Genomic DNA, 19,880 nt, shown 5'->3' with positions numbered 1-19,880 from the left:
GGTTTATCATGAATCATAAAATATTCGGCGAGTAGTAAGGATTTAATTTAAGCATCATTTTAAGCTGAAGTATGACGAAATACCCAAAAATGATTAAGGAAAAAACTATACATTGGCACGACAATCACCGTAATCAGCAAACCAATTTGATAGTGTATTTGCCATAATTCACAACCATACATAATAATGGAGCAAACCACTAGTCCCATCAGTGAAACCAGCAAAAATTTAGGTAAAAAATCCGCGTAATGACCTTGAGCTTTAAATGTCCAACGTTGATTAAGCGTATATGACCATGACAATGCCAGCAAATAAGCAGGAAAAGTCGCAATGACGGGACTCATATTAGCCCATTCCACAAGCATTGAAACCAAACCAATATGGATGCCTGTGGCACTGCCACCAACAATACCAAATTTAAATATTTTTTTTATAAAATGCGGTTCAAGTAATTGGTTTATCATAAAATTGATATTTTGTCTGAATATGGATGTGTAAATATAGTGTTACTCATAGCATAATCTATGTTCATAAGCACTTATTTTAAAGTACAAAAACAACGTTATTATACTGATTTCATGCTTAAGCTCATAGTAGATAAACTGTTGCTTGTATTAACAACTTGCCTTACAGATATTTAGGATGAGTAGAACAAAATAAAATCCATCAAATAACCTGTTTAGGAAAAGGATAGAAAACATGCCGTATATTTTGCCGTTGAACGCTCTCAGCGTACAGTTATTATTCTAGCCTAAAACCTATTTGATTTTTTCCTCATATCTCCCAATATTGATAGACCAAATAAGCCTCATTTTCCACCACGCATCAATAAACAAAACTAATGGTTTTTATAAAATAATACTTATAAGCTATAATTGACTGTTTCATGATTGTAGAAATCTCTCAAAAAGGAGAATACCGTGCAAAGCTATGTGATTGGGTTTGCTTCGCTTACGCTTGACGATGTGGCAACCGTTGGCGGTAAAAATGCCTCGCTTGGTGAAATGGTTAGCCACTTAAATAACCTAGGCGTAAGTGTGCCCAATGGTTTTGCGACGACAGCCTTCGCGTTTAACCAATTTATCCAGCAAAATGACCTCAAACAACGTATTTACGACAGCTTAAACAGCCTTGATGTTGATGATGTCGAAACCCTAACCAAAGTGGGTACACAAATTCGTCAATGGGTAATGGATGCGCCATTTGAGCCTGAGTTAGAACAAGCGATCTGCCAAGAATATCAAAAATTGTTAGATTCTGAAGGCAGTCATATCACGGTCGCAGTGCGTTCCTCAGCCACGGCTGAAGATTTGCCCGATGCCTCATTTGCAGGCCAGCAAGAATCCTATCTCAATGTAGCAGGCTCTGACGATGTATTAGACGCAGTGAAAAAAGTGTTTGCATCCTTATTCAATGACCGCGCGATTGCTTACCGTGTACACCAAGGTTTTGAGCATCATGATGTGTCGATTTCTGCGGGTATTCAACGCATGGTACGTAGTGATATTGGTTCAAGTGGTGTGATGTTTACCTTAGACACGGAGTCAGGTTTTCAAGATGTGGTGTTTATTACTGCATCGTATGGCCTAGGCGAAACCGTGGTACAAGGCTCAGTTAATCCCGATGAATTCTATGTCCACAAACACACCTTATTAGAAGGTCGTCCTGCGATTTTACGCCGCAACCGTGGCAGCAAAGTGATTAAAATGGTGTATGGCGAAATCAGCACCAAAACCGTGGAAGTGCCTGAATCTGATAGCCTCAACTTCTCGATTAACGATGACGATGTGGAAGAACTCGCCCGTCAAGCCTTGATTGTAGAACGTCATTATCAACGTCCAATGGATATTGAATGGGGTAAAGATGGCAACGATGGCAAGATTTACATTTTGCAAGCCCGTCCAGAAACCGTGAAAAGTCAAACCCATAGCAGCGCAACGGTTGAACGATTTAACCTTAAAGAGAAGGGTGATATTTTAGTTGAAGGGCGTAGTATTGGGCAAAAGATTGGCTCAGGCCCTGTGCGGATTATTCACAATATTAAAGAAATGTCGTTGGTACAAAAAGGCGATGTGCTGGTCACCGATATGACGGATCCTGATTGGGAACCTGTGATGAAACGTGCGTCGGCGATTGTAACCAACCGTGGCGGCCGTACTTGTTTTGCAGGTGATACTCAAGTGTTGACCAACCAAGGATTTATGAGTTTTGCGGATATTTATCAACGTGGTGTTAAAAATTTAAAAGTTCCTGCGCTGAATCGCCAAACCCTCAAAATTGAGTGGAAACGCATCACTGATACCATGCGTAAAATGAGCAACTTAATTCAAATCAACGTACCCCAAACAGGACGTTTATCTGACAATACTTTAAAGCTCACACCTGACCATAAGATGTTGAATTTGGCGCAAGGTAAATTAGTTGATACTGAAATCCAAACCTTATTAGACAACGATGATTGTTTATTATTGGCACAACAATTACCGCAATTACGCTGCTCAACGGACAAAGAATGCGAGCTTGCCTATTGGTTAGGACAAGTCGCTACAGGCTTAGAATCCCAAGTCAGCTCGATTGCCAGCCGTGAGCAAATTGAACAACAGTTAGTGGCACAAAATCAAACCGCCATTCATGAAGCCTATCAGCAACAACAAGTGGAATGTGACAAAGTGGTCGGTGGTGAAAACTGGTGTCAACTTCAAGCTTATGACCAAGAAGTTGCGCTGGATACGCAAAAATTGATTACCAGCCTGATGAAATCTGATGAGCAACTGGCATATCATTTCCTAGCGGGTTTGATTGATAGCACAGGTTATGAAAAACACGGCAAAATCAGTTTTACTGTGACTCAAATTGATGATTTACAAGCTGCCATCGTCGCATGTTTGCGTGTTGGTATTGTGCCGCAAGTAGTGAAACAAGCTCAACAACATACGATTGTCATTGCCGAACAGCTCGATCAACTTTCCAGTTATACCCAACAAATCAAAGTCACAACATCTCAAAACGACAGTATCCGTTATTTCAATACGCGCCAATTATTCACCGAATCAACGGATAAAGAATTAGCCAAACGGATTAAAAACAATTTCTTATTGAATGAGCAAGGTTTAATTTCTGCGCTGGAACAATTGGATAATGCTGAATTAAAACAAGATTTGCAGATTTTGCTCGATAGCGACATCCGTCAAGCCCGCGTGAATTTAGTCGCTGATTTGGGTCAAGCTTGGGTGTACAACATCACGGTCGAAGACCATCATAACTATATTGTGTTCACAGAAAATTATACGCCTGTTATGGTCAACAACTGCCATGCGGCGATTATTGCGCGTGAGTTGGGGATTCCAGCGGTGGTAGGTTGCAATACTGCGACTCATCAATTGCCGAATAATGAGCTTGTTACAGTATCATGTGCCGAAGGTGATACAGGCTATATTTACAAAGGTCAGCTTGAATACGAAGTGGTGACTTCTGACACAGGTGAAATGCCAGATATTCCGTTTAAAATGATGATGAATGTGGGCAATCCTGACCGTGCATTTGATTTCGCTAGCCTTCCTAATCAGGGCATTGGTTTGGCGCGTTTAGAATTCATTATTAACCGTATGATTGGGATTCATCCTAAAGCCTTGCTTAATTTTGAAGCTCAACCTGCAGAAATCAAAAAACAAATTCAAAAACACATCAGTGGTTATAAAGACCCCGTCAGTTTTTATGTGGATAAATTAGCTGAGGGCGTGTCCACATTGGCCGCCGCGTTTTATCCCAAGCCTGTGATTGTGCGTTTATCTGATTTTAAATCTAATGAGTACGCTAACTTAATCGGCGGCAAACAATACGAGCCTGAAGAAGAAAATCCGATGATTGGATTCAGGGGCGCGTCACGTTATATTTCCGAGTCGTTTCAAGATTGTTTTACTTTGGAATGCCAGGCAATGCTAAAAGTACGGGATGAAATGGGTTTAACCAATGTTGAATTGATGATTCCATTTGTGCGTACTGTGGATGAAGCACGGCAAGTGATTGATGTATTAACTCAAAATGGCTTAGAGCGTGGCAAAAATGGCCTACGTTTAATCATGATGTGTGAATTACCATCGAATGCGTTATTGGCTGAACAATTTCTTGAATATTTTGATGGCTTTTCAATCGGCTCGAATGATATGACTCAGTTAACTTTAGGTGTTGACCGTGATTCTGGGTTGGTTGCTCATTCATTTGATGAGCGTAATGATGCGGTGAAAGCTTTATTACATCAAGCAATTCAAGCCTGCCGTCAACAAGATAAATATGTTGGCATTTGTGGTCAAGGGCCTTCAGATCATGAGGATTTTGCTAAATGGTTGATGGATGAAGGCATCGGCAGTGTGTCGTTAAATCCTGATACCGTGGTTTCAACTTGGTTATATTTGGCTGAGAATAAGTAATTTTTATTTCAGGAGTGCTGAATTTATTCTGCGTAGGTAAAACAAGTTTTGCACTCCTTTAGCTTTTTATTTTCGCCATTTGCTCTAAAAATTGTTTTTGTTGTTCAGGCGTTAAATTTGAGAGTTGCTGCATCAATTGTTGTACATTATCACCTTGATTGGCATTTGAGTTATTCATATCGGCTGTTTGTATTATATTGATATCTGCATTGGTGCGAGTTAATATCCTGTCCATCCTCAATTTTTTAAATCTTACGTAAAGCTTTCGCCATTGGTTTATTTCAAGGTTGTAGTTGTAGCACTAAGTTGTAACTTTAAGGCATTTATCACTTTCATAACGGTTTCAAATTGTGGTTTGGCATTAGGGGTCGATACTTTAGACCACAATCACAAGATAAGTCCTGTCACTTAAACGTAACTCTGTTTTAATTTGACCGCAGTTTGAGCATGTTTTAGAGCTTGGAAAGAATCGATCAACAATGACGTAATTTGGCTTTGTATTGTATCTGTGCTCGCAAATAGCCAAAGCCTGCATCAATGATGCTACGTGCTAACTTGTGGTTTTTAACCATACCTTTAACATTCAAGTCTTCAATCACGATATGGTCAAAGTGACGGGTTAAATAACCACTTAATTCATGCAATACTGCTTGTCTTTGATTACTAATATGAAAATGCATTTTTGCCACTTTGAGCTTGGCTTTCGCTCGGCGTTGGCTACCCTTTTGTTTTCGGGACAAAGCATGTTGATATTTTTTAAGTTTCTTTAGATTTGCTTTTAATTTTTGATTAGCTGGAAAAAACACACCATGACTTAACGTGGCAAGGTTTTTAATCCCGAAATCCACGCCGACTCTAGGTTGACGCTCAATATCTTTGGGATTGTATTCTTGCATCTCAACTAAATATAGAAGCAAAATATTTCCCTGCTTTTTTACTGATGGTGACTTGTTTAGCTATTCCATCAAAACACAGTTTTTGGCGCATCCGTATCCTAGTTTTGAGCTTTTCTATTCGCAATAAACGCCCATTAACATCAAACTTAGCTTGAACTCGAAGTGCAAAAGAATCATTCACATCTTTCTTTTTAAACTGTGGGAATCCTGCTTTTTGCTTGGCTTTGACACGTCTAAAAAAAATGTTTGAAGGCGTTGTCTAAATCATCAATGGCATTACGAGTCACGCGGCTAGAGACTTCTGTATACTAATCGAATTGAGGGCGGATAGTTTTGATATAATATTGGTAAGCGGCTGATTTAGATCATTTGTGGTCTTTAAAGTGAGCTAATAGTTGGTTGTAACAATGACGATGTGAACCGCACGCTTTATCGAGGTATGTTGCTTGTTCTTGTGTTAGCCTCAGTTCAACTTTATGTGCTAACAACATCGTTTAAAGCGTCCATCAGCTTCTTATTTTAACGAGTCTTTTTAACATTAGTACATAATAGCAATGATTCGTATAGATTTTAAAATGCTGTTATTACCCCTTTTAAAGCCTATTCAAATACTTTGTCATACATATCTTCTAACAATAAATGACATTGTAAATGATTCAAGCTGATTGTTGCCTGAGCATCAGTTAATTCTGTTAATAACCAATGCTTTGCATCTTGTCTAGTATAGTGTGTAACCATGATTTTATCTTGAGAGACAATAATATAATCTTGTAGACTTTCTAATTGTCGATAACGCGCGAATTTGCCTCCAAAATCATAATCTTCAGTTGCAGGCGATGAGACTTCAATGATTAAATTAGGATTGGTTAAATTATCTTTTCCCACAAATTCAGGTTTTCCACAGACTATGGTGACATCAGGATATACATAACCATCAAGCACTTGTACTCGTAAATCACTAGGATATACACGATAGGGACGTTTTTTAGCTTGACTATGTAAACTCGCACCAATATTCATGACAATTAAGTTATGCGCCTCACTGGCACCCGCCATTGCGAATATTTCACTATTGATAAATTCGTGCTTAGTCTTGCTTAAGCGTTCTAGGTCTAAATATTCTGTGGCACTTAATTTAGCTTGTGTGGACATGGAACTGTTCCTATTTTAGATTTAGGATTATCATAAATCAATTTCAATTATCATACAGCCTCATTTTATATTATAAATCAGATCAGATGATTAGAACCCAAAGCAACTATTTTAATTTATTAGTGATTACCTACCAAAGTTATGCCACAAGGTGGATTAAGGGTAAAGAGCTTACAGAACGCAGAAAATAATCTATCCCCCTACTTACGCTAGGCAGTTACAAATAATCTTTGCTATTCTCTACGCCTTTATATCAAATTTAAGTTATAATAGAGCCCACAGATTCATTAAAACTAGGGTTGAATATAATGGGTTACATTGATTGTGTAGAATTTATATATTGAAAAAAATCATTGAATTAGGCGACTTATTAGCTTGCTCTTTCACTAGTTAGCAAGTTCTAAAATATTTATTTTTGAATTTAATTGTATTGAAGCCGCCGACATGAAAATATCTACAACAAAAACAAGAACCCAAGTTCGTCCTAATTTTAAAAATATTCATGAATTAGCCGTATGGAATCCCATCAGTTATGTCATTTTGCTGTATTGGATTTTATGGCAGCCAAAAAACTTAGCTGAATATCAGCGTCTATTTCGGCATGATACTGACCAGCGTATTGTTGGGTGGTTAGTTAGTCATCTGATTATATTGCCCTTGCTTTTTACCAGCTTTTGTTTAGCAATGCGTTGGCTTCCTGTCTCAAAATGGGTATGGTCATCATCAGCCTATTTTACAATAACATTTTTGCTAGGAATGTGTTGGCTACTATTTGGCAAGCTTGCACCTAAACCAGATATACAAGATAAACCCTTTTTTATTGGGCTGTATGTGCTTATTGTATATAGCTGTTTTATCGCAACCTTAGGGATTATCTCAGGGCTATCTCTTTCGCCATTGTATAGCGTTACACTGATTGTATTCCTCGCTATATCTTCTGGCATTGCGCTCAGTATTGCGAATGCAATGGATTTAGATTTTACTGCATTAATATTAGAAGTGATTGAGGCATTTGCAGATTACGGAATGAAATCAACTAAGAAAAAACTTAAAAAGCCAAACAATATTTTTGTGGAAATACTTAGGGAAGAAGGGATTGAGGATGTGTTAGATTCTGTTCAAACTACGGGCACAATACTTCTAACTGCAATTACATTTGGTGCAGCTTTTCTAATTGCAGGAAAATTAACCCAGTATATCAAAGTCAACCTTAGGAATAGAACCTCATCTGCAATTACTCGTTATGCCTTTGTTATATTGTTGATTAATTATAGCATTACGTGGCTAATTTTGATTTCTTCTATTGCTTATTGATGAATGACTTAGAGTTGCCAACCCTAGAGAAAATTCTTGGCTAGGATTGGCAATCTTCTAAAAAACAACCCTCAAAACAGTACTCTGACAGTTTATTTAATATGTAACAATAAGCGCCATAAAAGACTAATTAGCGTTCTAAATGCTGTAGCTTATCTTTAACGCCATCCCATTTTTCAGCCTCAGGTAATGGCTCTTTCTGCTCGTCAATAACAGGCCAAGCCGCTGCTAATTCAATATTCAGCTCTGTGAAATGCTCAAGATCAGCAGGTAAGTCTACGTCAGCAAAAATAGCCTGAGCAGGGCATTCAGGCTCACACAATGCGCAATCAATACACTCGTCTGGGTCAATCACTAAAAAATTAGGCCCTTCATGAAAACAATCTACAGGACATATCTCAACACAATCCGTATATTTACATAAAATACAATTATCTGTGACAATGTAAGCCATACTACGCACTCTCTAAAATAAGTAGTTTAAAGTTTGAAAACTGAGCTATTTTATAATAGAATCATCACTAGATGTAGATAAATTATCTCCTAAAAAAATGCTCAAGACACTATTCAATACTTTTATTATCTTTATTTTGCTACTCTGCACAATTGTTGCGTTTGCGTGGGCATTGAATTATCTTGAAAATAATCGGCCCGCTTGGAATAACAGTTTCATTCCAATAGTAGAAGCTGGCTATACGCCTAAATCATTGCCGCAAATATCCGCAAAAAATCAAGCAATTTCTACCCAAGTATACGAACCGGTTTTAGAACCAAATGCATTGCCTGAAAAAAACCAGGTTAATCGTAGAATTGAAGTACAATTTCCACCTGATGCTGATGTATTAAGTGTCAGTGAACGTAAAAAAATAGATGGTTTGCTTAAAACCTTAGAATTGGATAGCAGTCAAAGAATCCATATTTTAGCAACGCCTGCGCCTCTAAAACGAGACAGCGTCTCATCTTCCCATGCGTCTAAATTAAGAGCACAGTCAATTGCACGGGTTGTTTATCCTTATACTCAAGATATTCATATTTCTTACCATGCCGAAATGAAGCCTAACCGTGTCATTATTGAATTCCCCTAATCCCATCCTGAATACTTATTTATGAATAATGTATTCGATGCAGCTTATGAATGCATAATGTGCTGCCAAATAGATGAAAAAGTCGAAAAAACCCAATCCTATGCCAAAGCATGGCGTGAAAATCAACTTCACATAGATCACTCACAAGCACCTACTTCAATTCCCCAAGCAGGTCGACCTGATAATTTACAGCTTGTAGCCCCTAAATCTGTTCCAAAACGTAAATTACACTCAACAGAGGGTTTGGCTGCTTTGCTTCACGCCGTTGCACATATTGAGTTCAATGCAATTAATTTAGCGTGGGATGCGGTATACCGTTTCCGCAATATGCCACGGGATTTTTACTGTAATTGGATTCAAGTTGCTGATGAAGAAGCCTTGCACTTTTCCATGATTCGAAAACCACTATTAGCAATGGGCTATGAATATGGGGATTTACCCGCCCATAATGGTTTATGGGAAATGGCTGTCGAAACCGAAGATGATGTCATGGTGCGGATGGCATTAGTACCAAGAGTATTGGAAGCACGCGGTTTAGATGCAACACCCAAAATTATGAAAAAATTACAACAGCTTAAACAAGATGAGCTGGTTGATATTTTAAAAGTGATTTTGCATGATGAGGTGGGACATGTTGCCATTGGAACTCGTTGGTTTAATGAATTATGCACCCAACGTGATTTAGAGCCAGAAGCTACTTTTAGAACCTTGTTAAATCTACATTATCGGGGCAAAATTCGAGGCCCTTTTAATATTGAAGCGCGTTTAAAAGCGGGGTTTAGCTTAGCTGAACTTGATGCTTTAGAACGTTTATAGTTGATTTATAGTTCAATGTGATTTATTACAAAAATAGCTCATAATTCGGACACAAGTATAAAGCTTTACACAAAATGAGTTTGCCAAGTATTATTTCACCATCGTATAAAATATGGCGTGAGCGTGGTTTATCAAATTTGTGATTAATAATCGCTTGCGAATCAGAATGAGTTTAAATGAATGTTTAGATTTGGGTGTTAGTGGGGATAGATTTGATTGCTGCTAAAAAGAAAGTGGATATTAATCCAACACAAGGTAAGCATAGCCACTCACCTCGCATTGAACAAAAGGCGACTTAACGTTTTGAGTACTGAGGACGTTTACGCGCTTTGTGTAAGCCAACTTTCTTACGTTCAACTTCACGTGCGTCACGAGTGACGAAACCAGCTTTACGTAACGGAGAACGCAAACCTTCATCATATTCAATTAACGCACGAGTTAAACCATGACGAATTGCACCTGCTTGACCTGTTGTGCCACCGCCTTCGACAGTAACATACACATCAAACCGTTCGTGCATATCAGCAACATCTAAAGGTTGACGAACAACCATACGTGCTGTTTTACGACCAAAATAGTCTTCTAAGGTTTTACCATTTACAGTGATTTTTCCATCACCTGGGCGTACAAACACCCGTGCGCTAGAGTTTTTGCGTCTACCTGTACCGTAAAATTGTTCCATCTTCTGTTAACCCGCTTATAATGCCAATGTAATAGGTTGCTGTGCCGTGTGCTCATGCTCAGGGCCTACAACCACTCTCAATTTACGTAACATGGCACGTCCTAAAGGACCTTTAGGTAACATACCTTTTACTGCTTTTTCAAGAATACGTTCAGGATGTGAATCTCTCAATTTATCTAAAGATATACTTTTGATACCGCCAGGAAAACCTGTATGGTGATAGTACATTTTATCTGTTTCTTTACGTCCTGTGACTCGTATTTTCTCTGCGTTTACAATGATGATATAATCACCTGTGTCAACGTGTGGTGTATATTCTGGCTTATGCTTCCCGCGTAAACGACGAGCTACTTCAGTCGACAAGCGACCAAGAACCATATTTTCTGCGTCAATCACAAACCAGTCACGCTTCACTTCAGCTGGCTTCGCGCTAAAGGTTTTCATTTAGGGCTACTCCACAAACTCAATCGGTTTAATAAAAGCTGACAAATGTAAAATTTTACGCCTGTAATGTCAAGTCTTTTTTGTCTTAAGTAGGTGAAAAAAATCTAATTTTATAGTTTATGGGTCAGTTTAAATATCTAATCCTATTTTTAAGCGGTATCAATCCTGCTCTGTAAAAAAATGCAAGTCATTTTCTAGCTAATATTTTATAAATTTACATAAAAATGTCAGCTTTGTTTAATTTTAAACAGTGACTTGTTTCAATTAGATAAAAATCTAAAGTAATTAAATTGTTTCGTGTAATTATTTATAGTAGTATACACATTAAATAGATTTGACTAGTATTATCAATGTCAAAGCAGCGATTCTTTATATAATGGTATAAGTATTGACAATAAATAACTGTTATATATGAATTTAACACAAGTTTAAGCTAATGAACCGCATACGCAGAAGACCACCTAACTCTCGTCCGCGTCGTCCAACAAGAACGACAAGACGACCACCACGCCCATCTAGTATGTTACAGCGGCCTAAGGCAGCACCACGTTCTAAATTTCGCTGGCGATGGCTACTACTGATACTACTTGTTGCGCCTGCATTCAGCTATATCAGTTGGCTTGATATTAAAATTCGAGAGCAATTTGAGGGCAAACGCTGGGCATTACCTGCTCGGGTTTATGCGCGTCCGTTAGAGTTGTTTGCTGATATGCCTATCACTCAAAAGATGTTGAAGTCGGAGCTAAAAGCCATCGGTTATAAACCAACGAGTCAACTCAACGCACCGGGAACATTTAAGCAGCGTGGTTCGGATTATTATGTTTATACGCGAAAATTCCAATTCTGGGATGCGGTTGAACCGTCTCGCCGTTTAAAAATTCGATTTCGTAATAATAAAGTATCACAGATTCAAAACCTGGATTCAGGTAAAGCTTATGCTTTAACACGCTTAGAGCCACGGATGATTGGCAAAATTTACCCAACTCATAATGAAGACCGTATTTTAGTGCAATTGAAAGATGTGCCACAGAATCTAATTAACACCTTGATTGCAACGGAAGATAGACAATTTTTTGAACACAACGGAATTAGTTTTCGCGGTATCCTGCGTGCCATGTTAACCAATGTAAAAACAGGCCATCTTGGTCAAGGTGGTAGTACCATCACTCAACAATTGATTAAAAACTTTTACTTATCTTCCGAACGAACCTTAACACGTAAAGTCAACGAAGCGGTGATGGCATTATTAGTTGAATGGCATTACAGCAAAGAGGAAATTTTAGAAGCCTATTTAAATGAGATTTATTTAGGACAAGATGGTGATCGTGCGATTCATGGTTTTGGTATGGCAGCATGGTTTTATTTTGACCGTCCACTAGATGAATTGAAATTATCAGAAGTCTCTCTATTAGTTGGCTTTGCAAAAGGGGCATCGCAATATAACCCAAGACGTTATCAAGAACGGGCATTGAATCGGCGTAATCTCGTACTTACGATGACCCATGACCAAGGTAAAATTACTTTAGAACAGGCAAATCTTGCAAAAGCCAAACCTTTGAATGTGACAAAAGAAATACGTGATAGAGTTTCGCCATACCCTGGTTTTTTAACCCTAGTGCGGCATCAATTACATCAGGATTATCGTGAAGAGGATTTGCGTTCTGAAGGGCTACAAATTTTTACTACGCTAGATCCGATTATGCAACACCAATCTGAAAGAGCAATGGAACGTGGCATTCGGCAGCTAGAACGAGAGAATAAGAAAACCAGAAAATTGCAAGGCGCAATGGTGGTAACGAATAGTGGAAACGGTGAAGTCATGGCAATGGCAAATGGGCGTGATTCAAAGTTTGCAGGGTTTAATCGGCCATTAAATGCGATGCGTCAAATTGGTTCATTAGCTAAAGTGGCGATTTATTTAGCAGCATTGGAAAATAACAATAGATATTCATTGAATACCCTTATTGATGACAGTCCTTATGAATGGACAGATTATCGAACAGGCGAAGTATGGAAACCACGAAATTATGACCACCGTTCTCATGGAAAAGTGAGTTTGCACAAAGCATTAGCTAACTCGTACAACTTGGCAACTGTACGCCTAGGTATGGATATTGGATTGCGTAAAATCAAGAAAACGATGCAACACTTGGGGGTTAGTAAGGAATTTAAGATTTATCCTTCAACCTTATTAGGCAGTATTTCCATGTCTCCGCTTGAAGTCGCACAAATGTATCAAACGTTGGCTAGTGGTGGCTTTAGTGTGCCATTGCGCTCGATTCGAGATGTGTTAAATCATCGTGGTGAACCATTACAACGTTATGCAATTTCAGTTGAACCACGCTTTGAACCTGAACACGTATTTTTGTTAAATTACGCATTACAACAAGCGGTAAAACGAGGCACAGGTAGAAAGGTATTTAGCACTTTGAAAACCAATCGAGTGATCGCAGGTAAAACTGGTACGAGTAACGATTTACGCGATAGTTGGTTTGCTGGGTTTGATAGCCAATATTCAGTTGTAACATGGTTAGGCCGTGATGATAACCGTCCGATTTATTTGAGTGGTGGTTCTGGCGCAATGGTGGTTTGGAGTGAATTAATTAAGATGTTGGATCGTCAATCAGCCAACCCAATCACGCCATCTCAAATTCATTGGCAATGGGTGGATTACAACTCAGGCCGTTCGAGCAATAAAGGCAGACGAGGCGCAGTATTGATGCCTTTTATTAAACACTCTAGCCGTAATCGTTTGGCGGTCAGTGCTCTTAAGTAGGCAATGAGACTTAGCGTAACTGAATTATTGCTATATTAAGCTTCACATCTCAAGACTGCCCGTTTTTAAAATAGCAGGTAGTCTTGAGTAAATTGTTAAAAAATAACTCATGTGATAAAGATTTTTTAAACTATCCACTTCCAAAACCTTCCGCAATATTTACAAGCTATTTTAACAAATTATCAATCCAATCTTTCTTTTATAAATTGCTGATTTTATGATGTATCTTAAAAAAATATCCGAAGCACTGTTTTAAAAGTGTACATTTGGATTTTCCAGCATGAGACTTATTTCACCAAGCCTGCAAATCCCATAAATGCTAAAGCCATAATGCCTGCGGTAATAAACGCAATGGGCGCACCTTGGAATGTTTCTGGCACATCTGCTGCCACAACCCGCTCCCGAATCGCTGCAAATAATACTAATACAACTGAAAATCCGATAGCTGCGCCAAATCCATACACTGCTGATGCAATAAAACCGTTTTCCTGTTGTACATTTAATAAGGCAACGCCAAGCACCGCACAATTAGTTGTAATCAAAGGTAAAAATATACCTAACATTTGATACAGCATTGGACTGGTTTTATGTACTACCATTTCGGTAAATTGCACCACACCTGCGATAATCAAGATGAAGGCAATGGTACGTAAAAATTCTAACTCTAATGGTACGAGCAAATACTGATTGACCAAATAACTGCTAATTGAAGAAAGCGTCAATACAAAAGTAGTGGCTAAGCCCATACCTGTTGCTGTTTCTAGCTTACCTGATACGCTCATGAACGGGCATAAGCCTAAAAACTTGACCAGCACAAAGTTGTTGACAAGTACGGTGCTAATAAAAATCAATACATATTCAGTCATAAGCTTAACAATCAATATTTAACATAGGTTACAAGTATTGTAAAAGAGTGTAAGGCAATAATGCAAGATGATAATTGAAGTTTGTAAGCGCATTGACATTTAGAATTGCTAGTATTGAACCTCAAATTCATAGCTTATTTTTGAGCAAGGTTTATGTATATGAGTCAGGACGAAAAGCCTTTATTTGAAGAAGAGGATATAGATGTTTCTGCCAGTTCGATAGAGATTGGCTGGAAAATACTGATTGTAGATGATGAAAAAGAGGTGCATCAGGTAACACATTTTGTATTAGACGATTTCGTTTACGCAGATAAAGGCTTACAAATGTTCAATGCCTATTCTGCTCAACAAGCTCGTCAATTCATACAAGACCACCATGATATTGCTATTATTTTGCTAGATGTGGTGATGGAAACGGATAATGCAGGACTAGAGTTTGTTAAGTATGTACGTGAAGAGATGCAAAACCATTTTGTACAAATCATATTGCGCACAGGACAAGCAGGATATGCACCTGAAAAAGAAGTCATTAGCCGTTATGAAATCAATGATTATAAAAATAAAACCGAACTGACTGAGCAAAAACTATTTACTGCTATTACAGCTAATTTGCGTGCTTATGATAATTTGATTCATTTAGAGGCGTTACGCCAAAGCCTAGAAGAAAAAGTTTTTATACGTACTCGCGAATTACATGAAAAAAACAAAGAATTGCTTCATGCCAATCAGGAATTGACAGGGTTGAATCAGTCACTCACTGCATTAACTCAAGAAAAGAGCGAATTTCTCGCCATTGCGGCTACTGATTTGAAAAAGCCCCTAGAGGCAATACATGAGCTATCAATATTAATGCAGCGTTCTATCCATCAATTTGGTCGAGATAAAATAAAGGAATTTGCCAAAATTATTGAAGTCAGTTCACAACGCATGACCCAGTTAATTCAAAACTTGTTGCAGGCTAATGATATTGAAACAGGTAAGTTTAATATGCCATTAGGCATTTATGATGTCAGCAGCTCATTACAATTTTTAGCCGATGATTATTCAGACAGCATACGTGAAAAAGGGATTAGTTTACAAATTGAAGTACCGCATCAAGCATGTAAATTGTTGGTAAATAAACGGGCATTATTACAAATATTAGATAATTTGATTTCTAATGCAATTAAATATTCACCTTATGGTAAAACAGTTTTTGTACGCTTTATTAAAGATGACACTGTAATGCACTGTGAGATAGAAGATCAGGGCGTTGGGATTAATTTGGAAGAACAGCAAAGGTTATTTAGCAAATTTCCGCACTTAAGTCCACGAGCCACTGCTAATGAGCCTGAAACGGGTCTTGGCTTATTTATTGTCAAAAAGTTAGTGAAAACAATGAATGGTGAAATTACTTGTGAAAGTACAGTAGGTAAGGGCACAACATTTATTGTAGAATTTCCATTAGTCAAAGAATAGCGGTTAACAGTTGAACAAAGGACTGCCAATCTTTTTAAAAAAGGATCAGTCCTTATTATTGCTTGAAAAAAGATTATCCAAGCTTATGCTCACGGGCTAAATACTCATGAGACTGCATTTCTTGTAAACGGCTCAGTGTGCGCTGATATTGGAACTCAAGGCGTTTACCTGTATATAACAAATCTGCAGATTCTTCTGCTGCAATAATCAATTTCACACTGCGATCATAAAATTCATCCACTAAATTCACAAACCGCAAAGCCAAGTCATTTTCAGCATCACCCATACTAGGCACGCCGCTGACAAAAACAGTCTGATAACACGTTGCAATCTCAATGTAATCAGGCGTACCGCGTGGGACATCGCACAAAGTATGAAAATCAAACCAAATAACCCCATCAGCCATTTGAATGGTTGGAATATCACGTCCATATAAATTGATGCTACCACCAATAACAGGCTGGTCTGGTGCAATTTCTGTAAAGCTGTGTCGCATATTATGTTCGGCTGCGGCATCTAAAGGATGATGATAAATTTCAGCTTGTTCCAAAGCCCGAAGGCGATAGTCAACCCCATTATCCACATTGATAACATGAGTACTATTTTTCAATAAATCAATTGCTGGTAAAAAACGGTCACGCTGCAAACCACCTTTATATAAATCATCTGGATGCACATTAGATGTTGTGACCAGTGTGACTCCTTGCTCAAATAACTCCTGCAATAAGCCACCTAATAACATTGCATCGGCGATATCTAAGACGTGAAACTCATCTAAGCACAATATTTTAGTTCGTTCTGCAAAATGTTGTGCTACCTTTACCAGTGGGTTTTGAATGTCTTTTAATTGCTTAAGTTCATCATGTACTTGCTGCATAAAACGATGAAAATGCAAACGTAACTTATTGTTAAACGGTAAAGTATGATAAAAATTATCAACTAAATAGGTTTTGCCTCGACCAACACCACCCCAAAGATATAAACCTTTAATAGTTTGCTGCTTTGAGTTGGTTTTTCGCTTCCATAATTTCAACCATAAATCTGCCATTTGTACTTTAGGCTCATGGAGCGCATTCAACAAATCTTCATACAACCGCTGGGTATGATCAACAGCTTTAGCTTGTGCAGCATCTTCACAAAAATCGCCTGTTGCTAAGGCAGCTTGATAAATTTGTTGAGGTGTTATGTGTTGTTGTGTTGTCGTTAACATAAGATGCTCTATTCCCAATGATTATATTGGTGCATTGCATCATAACAAAATTTTATTGAATAAGAAAGATTAATAGCAACCATTCAGCATAGTAAATACCTCGCTTAGCTATTTTTTGGATTATATGAGAGGAAATGAAATCTTTGAGAGTGAAATCCAACAGTTTTAATATGTTAGATTTCACAAAAAACACTTTAAACGACAAGCTGACAGCAGAACATTATTTAACTTTCATACCCAGTTGCACACCGTCATCAGGGCTTAAAATCCATAAGTCTTTTTTACCAGGCCCAGCGGCTAACACCATACCTTCAGAAATTCCAAAACGCATTTTACGCGGTGCTAAGTTCGCCACCATGACTGTGAAACGACCAATTAAAGTTTCTGGCGCATAAGCATCTTTAATCCCAGCAAAAACATTACGTGTATTTTCCTCTCCAATATCCAAAGTCAAACGTAATAATTTATCAGCACCTTCAACATGTTCCGCATTTACAATCTTTGCAATCCGCAAATCGACTTTAGCAAAATCATCATATGCAATTAAATCTGCAATTGGTGGGTTATCATTAGCAGGCTTTTTCGACGCAGTTTCTTGAGCTGCTAGATTTTCTTTTGACGCATCAAGCATCGCATCAACCTGAGGCTGTTCAACTCGTTTCATCAATGGCTTGAACTTCTCAATTTTATGATTTAACAAAGCTTCAGGCTGCCACACCATCGGTGCATTTAAGAACGTCTCAACCGCTTGACTCATTGGCGGTAAAATTGGGGTTAAATAACTCATTAATACTCTAAATAAATTCAGGCCTTGAGTGCAAATAGCTTGTAATTCAGCATTTTTGCCTTGCTCTTTCGCAATCACCCATGGCTTGTTTTCATCAATATACTGATTGGCTTTATCAGCTAAGGCCATGATACCGCGCATGGCTTTATTATAATTACGTGCTTCATAATCTTGAGCAATGTCAGCACCCGCCTCAATAAAACTATCGTATAAAGCACTGTCAGGCAATGATTCAGCTAACATGCCATCAAAGCGTTTAGTGATAAATCCTGCACAACGACTGGCAATATTGACCACTTTTCCAACTAAATCAGAATTGACTCGCTGAATAAAGTCTTCTAAATTCAAGTCAATATCATCAACATTAGGCGTGAGCTTAGCTGCAAAGTAATAGCGTAAATATTCAGGATTCAAATGATCTAAATAGGAACGTGCAGTGATGAATGTGCCGCGGGATTTAGACATTTTTTGTCCATCAACGGTTAAAAAGCCGTGGGCAAAAATCGAGGTTGGTTTTCTGAATTTGCCACCTGTTAACATCGCAGGCCAGAATAAAGCATGGAAATAAATAATGTCTTTGCCGATAAAATGATACAGTTCTGCTTTACTGTCTTCAGCCCAGAACTCATCGAAATCAAGGCCTTGTTTGTCACAAAGATTTTTAAAGCTGGCCATGTAACCAATTGGTGCATCTAGCCAGACATAAAAATATTTATTTTCTGTTCCCGGAATTTGGAAACCAAAATAAGGCGCATCGCGAGAAATATCCCAAGCTTGCAAGCCATCGGTAAACCACTCATCCAATTTGTTAGAGACTTCGGTCTGTAAACTACCACTTTTCGTCCATTTTTTTAACATCTCTTCAAAGTTAGCTAAATTAACAAAATAGTGCTCTGATTCTTTTTCAACTGGGGTTGCGCCTGATAGTGCAGAGACTGGATTTTTTAAATCGGTTGGGCTGTAAGTTGCGCCACAGACTTCACAGCTATCACCATATTGATCTTTTGCACCACAACGAGGGCATTCACCACGAATGAAGCGATCGGGTAAAAACATTTGTTTTTCAGGGTCAAAAGCTTGTTTGATGGTTTTTTGAATAATGTGACCATCTGCTTGCAAGCCTTTATAAATATGGCTGGAAAAATGGCGGTTTTCATCCGAATGAGTTGAGTAAAAATTATCGAATTGGACTGAAAAATCTTGAAAATCTTGGCTGTGTTCGGTATGCACTTGGGAAATCAATTCTTCGGGGGAAATCCCTTTTTTCTGCGCATGTAGCATAATTGGCGTACCATGGGCATCATCTGCACAGACATAGTAGCACTGATTGCCCTGCATTTTTTGAAAGCGCACCCAAATATCTGTTTGAATATACTCGACTAAATGGCCAATATGAATTGAACCATTGGCATAAGGCAGGGCACTGGTCACAAGAATCTTACGCATTTTGTTCTCCATCCTTAGTGTATCTTTATTGCGTTTGCATAAGGTAGCATTTCGGTTGTTAATTAACAATCTATCACTCTAAAGAATATGTTAAACAAAGCATTAGAAACAAGATGTGTGTATTTTGCAAATCCTTGAAATCAATTTTTTAGGGGGTAGTTGAATTACAGATAAATTGTTAGATTGAAACTATTGTTATACAAGAAGTCAAATGCTATGTAGTTTAGTGAGTTACCTTACTAATTAACTTTATAGTTAATCCCTTCTTATGTGTTAGGGTAGACAGGCCTGAAAGTCAAATGTTTTTGTAACATTCATGATGAGTTTGCTATATAAAACTATATATCTCATAAAATCAGCCATTTATGAGATTTAAAATGAAAGTAAAGCTATGTAACCAACTGATTCTGAATATCTGAAAATTATATTGAACTCAGGCTAAATAAGATTTCCATTGTTCTTCTATGAGATCATAATCACAACAAATAGAGCTATTGTGTTTTTCAAGGATATCTTTGACC

At 38.0% G+C, this 19,880-nt stretch carries 16 protein-coding genes and 1 pseudogene; 6 read left to right on the top strand and 11 right to left on the bottom strand.

Going from position 1 to position 19,880, the window contains the following annotated elements; all coding sequences use genetic code 11:
- Positions 1–59: 59 nt before the first annotated feature.
- Positions 60–464, bottom strand: a complete 405-nt coding sequence (locus ABXH34_RS10495; protein WP_353571833.1) for a GtrA family protein — start codon at positions 462–464, stop codon at positions 60–62.
- Positions 465–920: 456 nt separating this feature from the next.
- Here ABXH34_RS10495 and ppsA point away from each other — a divergent pair, with 456 nt between their 5' ends.
- Positions 921–4,427 (top strand): phosphoenolpyruvate synthase, encoded by a 3,507-nt coding sequence (gene ppsA, locus ABXH34_RS10490; protein WP_353571832.1) that lies wholly within the window; start codon positions 921–923, stop codon positions 4,425–4,427.
- A gap of 276 nt (positions 4,428–4,703) precedes the next feature.
- Here ppsA and ABXH34_RS10485 read toward each other — a convergent pair whose 3' ends face one another.
- The 4 genes and pseudogenes from ABXH34_RS10485 to ABXH34_RS10465 all read right to left on the bottom strand — a co-directional run bounded on the left by ABXH34_RS10485 (position 4,704) and on the right by ABXH34_RS10465 (position 6,475).
- Entirely contained in the window at positions 4,704–4,814 is a 111-nt protein-coding gene (locus ABXH34_RS10485; RefSeq protein ID WP_353571831.1) for a helix-turn-helix domain-containing protein, read from the bottom strand.
- A gap of 86 nt (positions 4,815–4,900) precedes the next feature.
- Positions 4,901–5,353 (bottom strand): annotated as a pseudogene (locus ABXH34_RS10475) (RNA-guided endonuclease InsQ/TnpB family protein); the annotation flags it as partial.
- 335 nt (positions 5,354–5,688) lie between these two features.
- On the bottom strand, positions 5,689–5,814 hold the full coding sequence (locus tag ABXH34_RS10470; protein WP_353571829.1) for a helix-turn-helix domain-containing protein: 126 nt from the start codon (positions 5,812–5,814) through the stop codon (positions 5,689–5,691).
- A 109-nt stretch (positions 5,815–5,923) separates the two neighbouring features.
- Positions 5,924–6,475: a Uma2 family endonuclease gene (locus ABXH34_RS10465; protein ID WP_353571828.1), complete on the bottom strand. Its 552-nt coding sequence runs from the start codon at positions 6,473–6,475 to the stop codon at positions 5,924–5,926.
- Between the two features lie 444 nt (positions 6,476–6,919).
- Here ABXH34_RS10465 and ABXH34_RS10460 point away from each other — a divergent pair, with 444 nt between their 5' ends.
- Positions 6,920–7,789 (top strand): hypothetical protein, encoded by an 870-nt coding sequence (locus ABXH34_RS10460; protein WP_353571827.1) that lies wholly within the window; start codon positions 6,920–6,922, stop codon positions 7,787–7,789.
- A 130-nt stretch (positions 7,790–7,919) separates the two neighbouring features.
- On the opposite strand, the gene fdxA is transcribed toward ABXH34_RS10460, so the two are convergent.
- Positions 7,920–8,243, bottom strand: a complete 324-nt coding sequence (gene fdxA / locus ABXH34_RS10455; RefSeq protein ID WP_353571826.1) for a ferredoxin FdxA — start codon at positions 8,241–8,243, stop codon at positions 7,920–7,922.
- 172 nt (positions 8,244–8,415) lie between these two features.
- Between fdxA and ABXH34_RS10450 the strand changes: the two genes are divergently transcribed.
- Both ABXH34_RS10450 and ABXH34_RS10445 read left to right on the top strand, forming a co-directional pair.
- A complete protein-coding gene (locus ABXH34_RS10450; RefSeq protein ID WP_353571825.1) occupies positions 8,416–8,874 on the top strand; it encodes a hypothetical protein in 459 nt (152 codons plus the stop codon).
- A gap of 57 nt (positions 8,875–8,931) precedes the next feature.
- Positions 8,932–9,690 (top strand): ferritin-like domain-containing protein, encoded by a 759-nt coding sequence (locus ABXH34_RS10445; protein WP_353571824.1) that lies wholly within the window; start codon positions 8,932–8,934, stop codon positions 9,688–9,690.
- A 295-nt stretch (positions 9,691–9,985) separates the two neighbouring features.
- Here ABXH34_RS10445 and rpsI read toward each other — a convergent pair whose 3' ends face one another.
- Together rpsI and rplM are read right to left on the bottom strand one after the other, a co-directional pair.
- Positions 9,986–10,372 carry a 30S ribosomal protein S9 gene (gene rpsI, locus ABXH34_RS10440; RefSeq protein ID WP_353571823.1) on the bottom strand — a complete coding sequence of 129 codons (387 nt, stop codon included), beginning with the start codon at positions 10,370–10,372 and terminating at the stop codon, positions 9,986–9,988.
- A 15-nt stretch (positions 10,373–10,387) separates the two neighbouring features.
- Entirely contained in the window at positions 10,388–10,816 is a 429-nt protein-coding gene (rplM, locus tag ABXH34_RS10435; protein WP_353571822.1) for a 50S ribosomal protein L13, read from the bottom strand.
- Positions 10,817–11,252: 436 nt separating this feature from the next.
- On the opposite strand from rplM, the gene mrcB reads away from it, so the two are divergent.
- A complete protein-coding gene (mrcB, locus tag ABXH34_RS10430) occupies positions 11,253–13,592 on the top strand; it encodes a penicillin-binding protein 1B (protein WP_353571821.1) in 2,340 nt (779 codons plus the stop codon).
- 287 nt (positions 13,593–13,879) lie between these two features.
- Here mrcB and rsxA read toward each other — a convergent pair whose 3' ends face one another.
- Positions 13,880–14,458, bottom strand: a complete 579-nt coding sequence (gene rsxA, locus ABXH34_RS10425; protein WP_353571820.1) for an electron transport complex subunit RsxA — start codon at positions 14,456–14,458, stop codon at positions 13,880–13,882.
- Between the two features lie 159 nt (positions 14,459–14,617).
- On the opposite strand from rsxA, the gene ABXH34_RS10420 reads away from it, so the two are divergent.
- Positions 14,618–15,916 carry an ATP-binding response regulator gene (locus ABXH34_RS10420; protein ID WP_353571819.1) on the top strand — a complete coding sequence of 433 codons (1,299 nt, stop codon included), beginning with the start codon at positions 14,618–14,620 and terminating at the stop codon, positions 15,914–15,916.
- Between the two features lie 73 nt (positions 15,917–15,989).
- Here the strand turns inward: ABXH34_RS10420 and zapE are convergent, their stop codons facing one another.
- Together zapE and metG are read right to left on the bottom strand one after the other, a co-directional pair.
- A complete protein-coding gene (gene zapE / locus ABXH34_RS10415; RefSeq protein ID WP_502710408.1) occupies positions 15,990–17,126 on the bottom strand; it encodes a cell division protein ZapE in 1,137 nt (378 codons plus the stop codon).
- Positions 17,127–17,346: 220 nt separating this feature from the next.
- Positions 17,347–19,371, bottom strand: coding sequence for a methionine--tRNA ligase (gene metG, locus ABXH34_RS10410; RefSeq protein WP_353571818.1), 2,025 nt, complete (start codon positions 19,369–19,371; stop codon positions 17,347–17,349).
- Positions 19,372–19,880 lie beyond the last annotated feature (509 nt).

The organism is Candidatus Albibeggiatoa sp. nov. BB20 (genome assembly GCA_016744725.1).
Lineage (GTDB): Bacteria > Pseudomonadota > Gammaproteobacteria > Beggiatoales > Beggiatoaceae > Albibeggiatoa.
This window is presented reverse-complemented; position numbering and strand designations above follow the sequence as displayed.

Coding starts and splice junctions, on each gene's coding strand:
- ABXH34_RS10495 (WP_353571833.1), bottom strand. CDS start 464: ATGATAAACCAATTACTTGAACCGCATTTTATAAAAAAAATATTTAAA.
- ABXH34_RS10470 (WP_353571829.1), bottom strand. CDS start 5,814: ATGTTGTTAGCACATAAAGTTGAACTGAGGCTAACACAAGAACAAGCA.
- ABXH34_RS10465 (WP_353571828.1), bottom strand. CDS start 6,475: ATGTCCACACAAGCTAAATTAAGTGCCACAGAATATTTAGACCTAGAA.
- ABXH34_RS10460 (WP_353571827.1), top strand. CDS start 6,920: ATGAAAATATCTACAACAAAAACAAGAACCCAAGTTCGTCCTAATTTT.
- fdxA (WP_353571826.1), bottom strand. CDS start 8,243: ATGGCTTACATTGTCACAGATAATTGTATTTTATGTAAATATACGGAT.
- ABXH34_RS10445 (WP_353571824.1), top strand. CDS start 8,932: ATGTGCTGCCAAATAGATGAAAAAGTCGAAAAAACCCAATCCTATGCC.
- rpsI (WP_353571823.1), bottom strand. CDS start 10,372: ATGGAACAATTTTACGGTACAGGTAGACGCAAAAACTCTAGCGCACGG.
- rplM (WP_353571822.1), bottom strand. CDS start 10,816: ATGAAAACCTTTAGCGCGAAGCCAGCTGAAGTGAAGCGTGACTGGTTT.
- mrcB (WP_353571821.1), top strand. CDS start 11,253: ATGAACCGCATACGCAGAAGACCACCTAACTCTCGTCCGCGTCGTCCA.
- rsxA (WP_353571820.1), bottom strand. CDS start 14,458: ATGACTGAATATGTATTGATTTTTATTAGCACCGTACTTGTCAACAAC.
- ABXH34_RS10420 (WP_353571819.1), top strand. CDS start 14,618: ATGAGTCAGGACGAAAAGCCTTTATTTGAAGAAGAGGATATAGATGTT.
- zapE (WP_502710408.1), bottom strand. CDS start 17,126: ATGTTAACGACAACACAACAACACATAACACCTCAACAAATTTATCAA.
- metG (WP_353571818.1), bottom strand. CDS start 19,371: ATGGAGAACAAAATGCGTAAGATTCTTGTGACCAGTGCCCTGCCTTAT.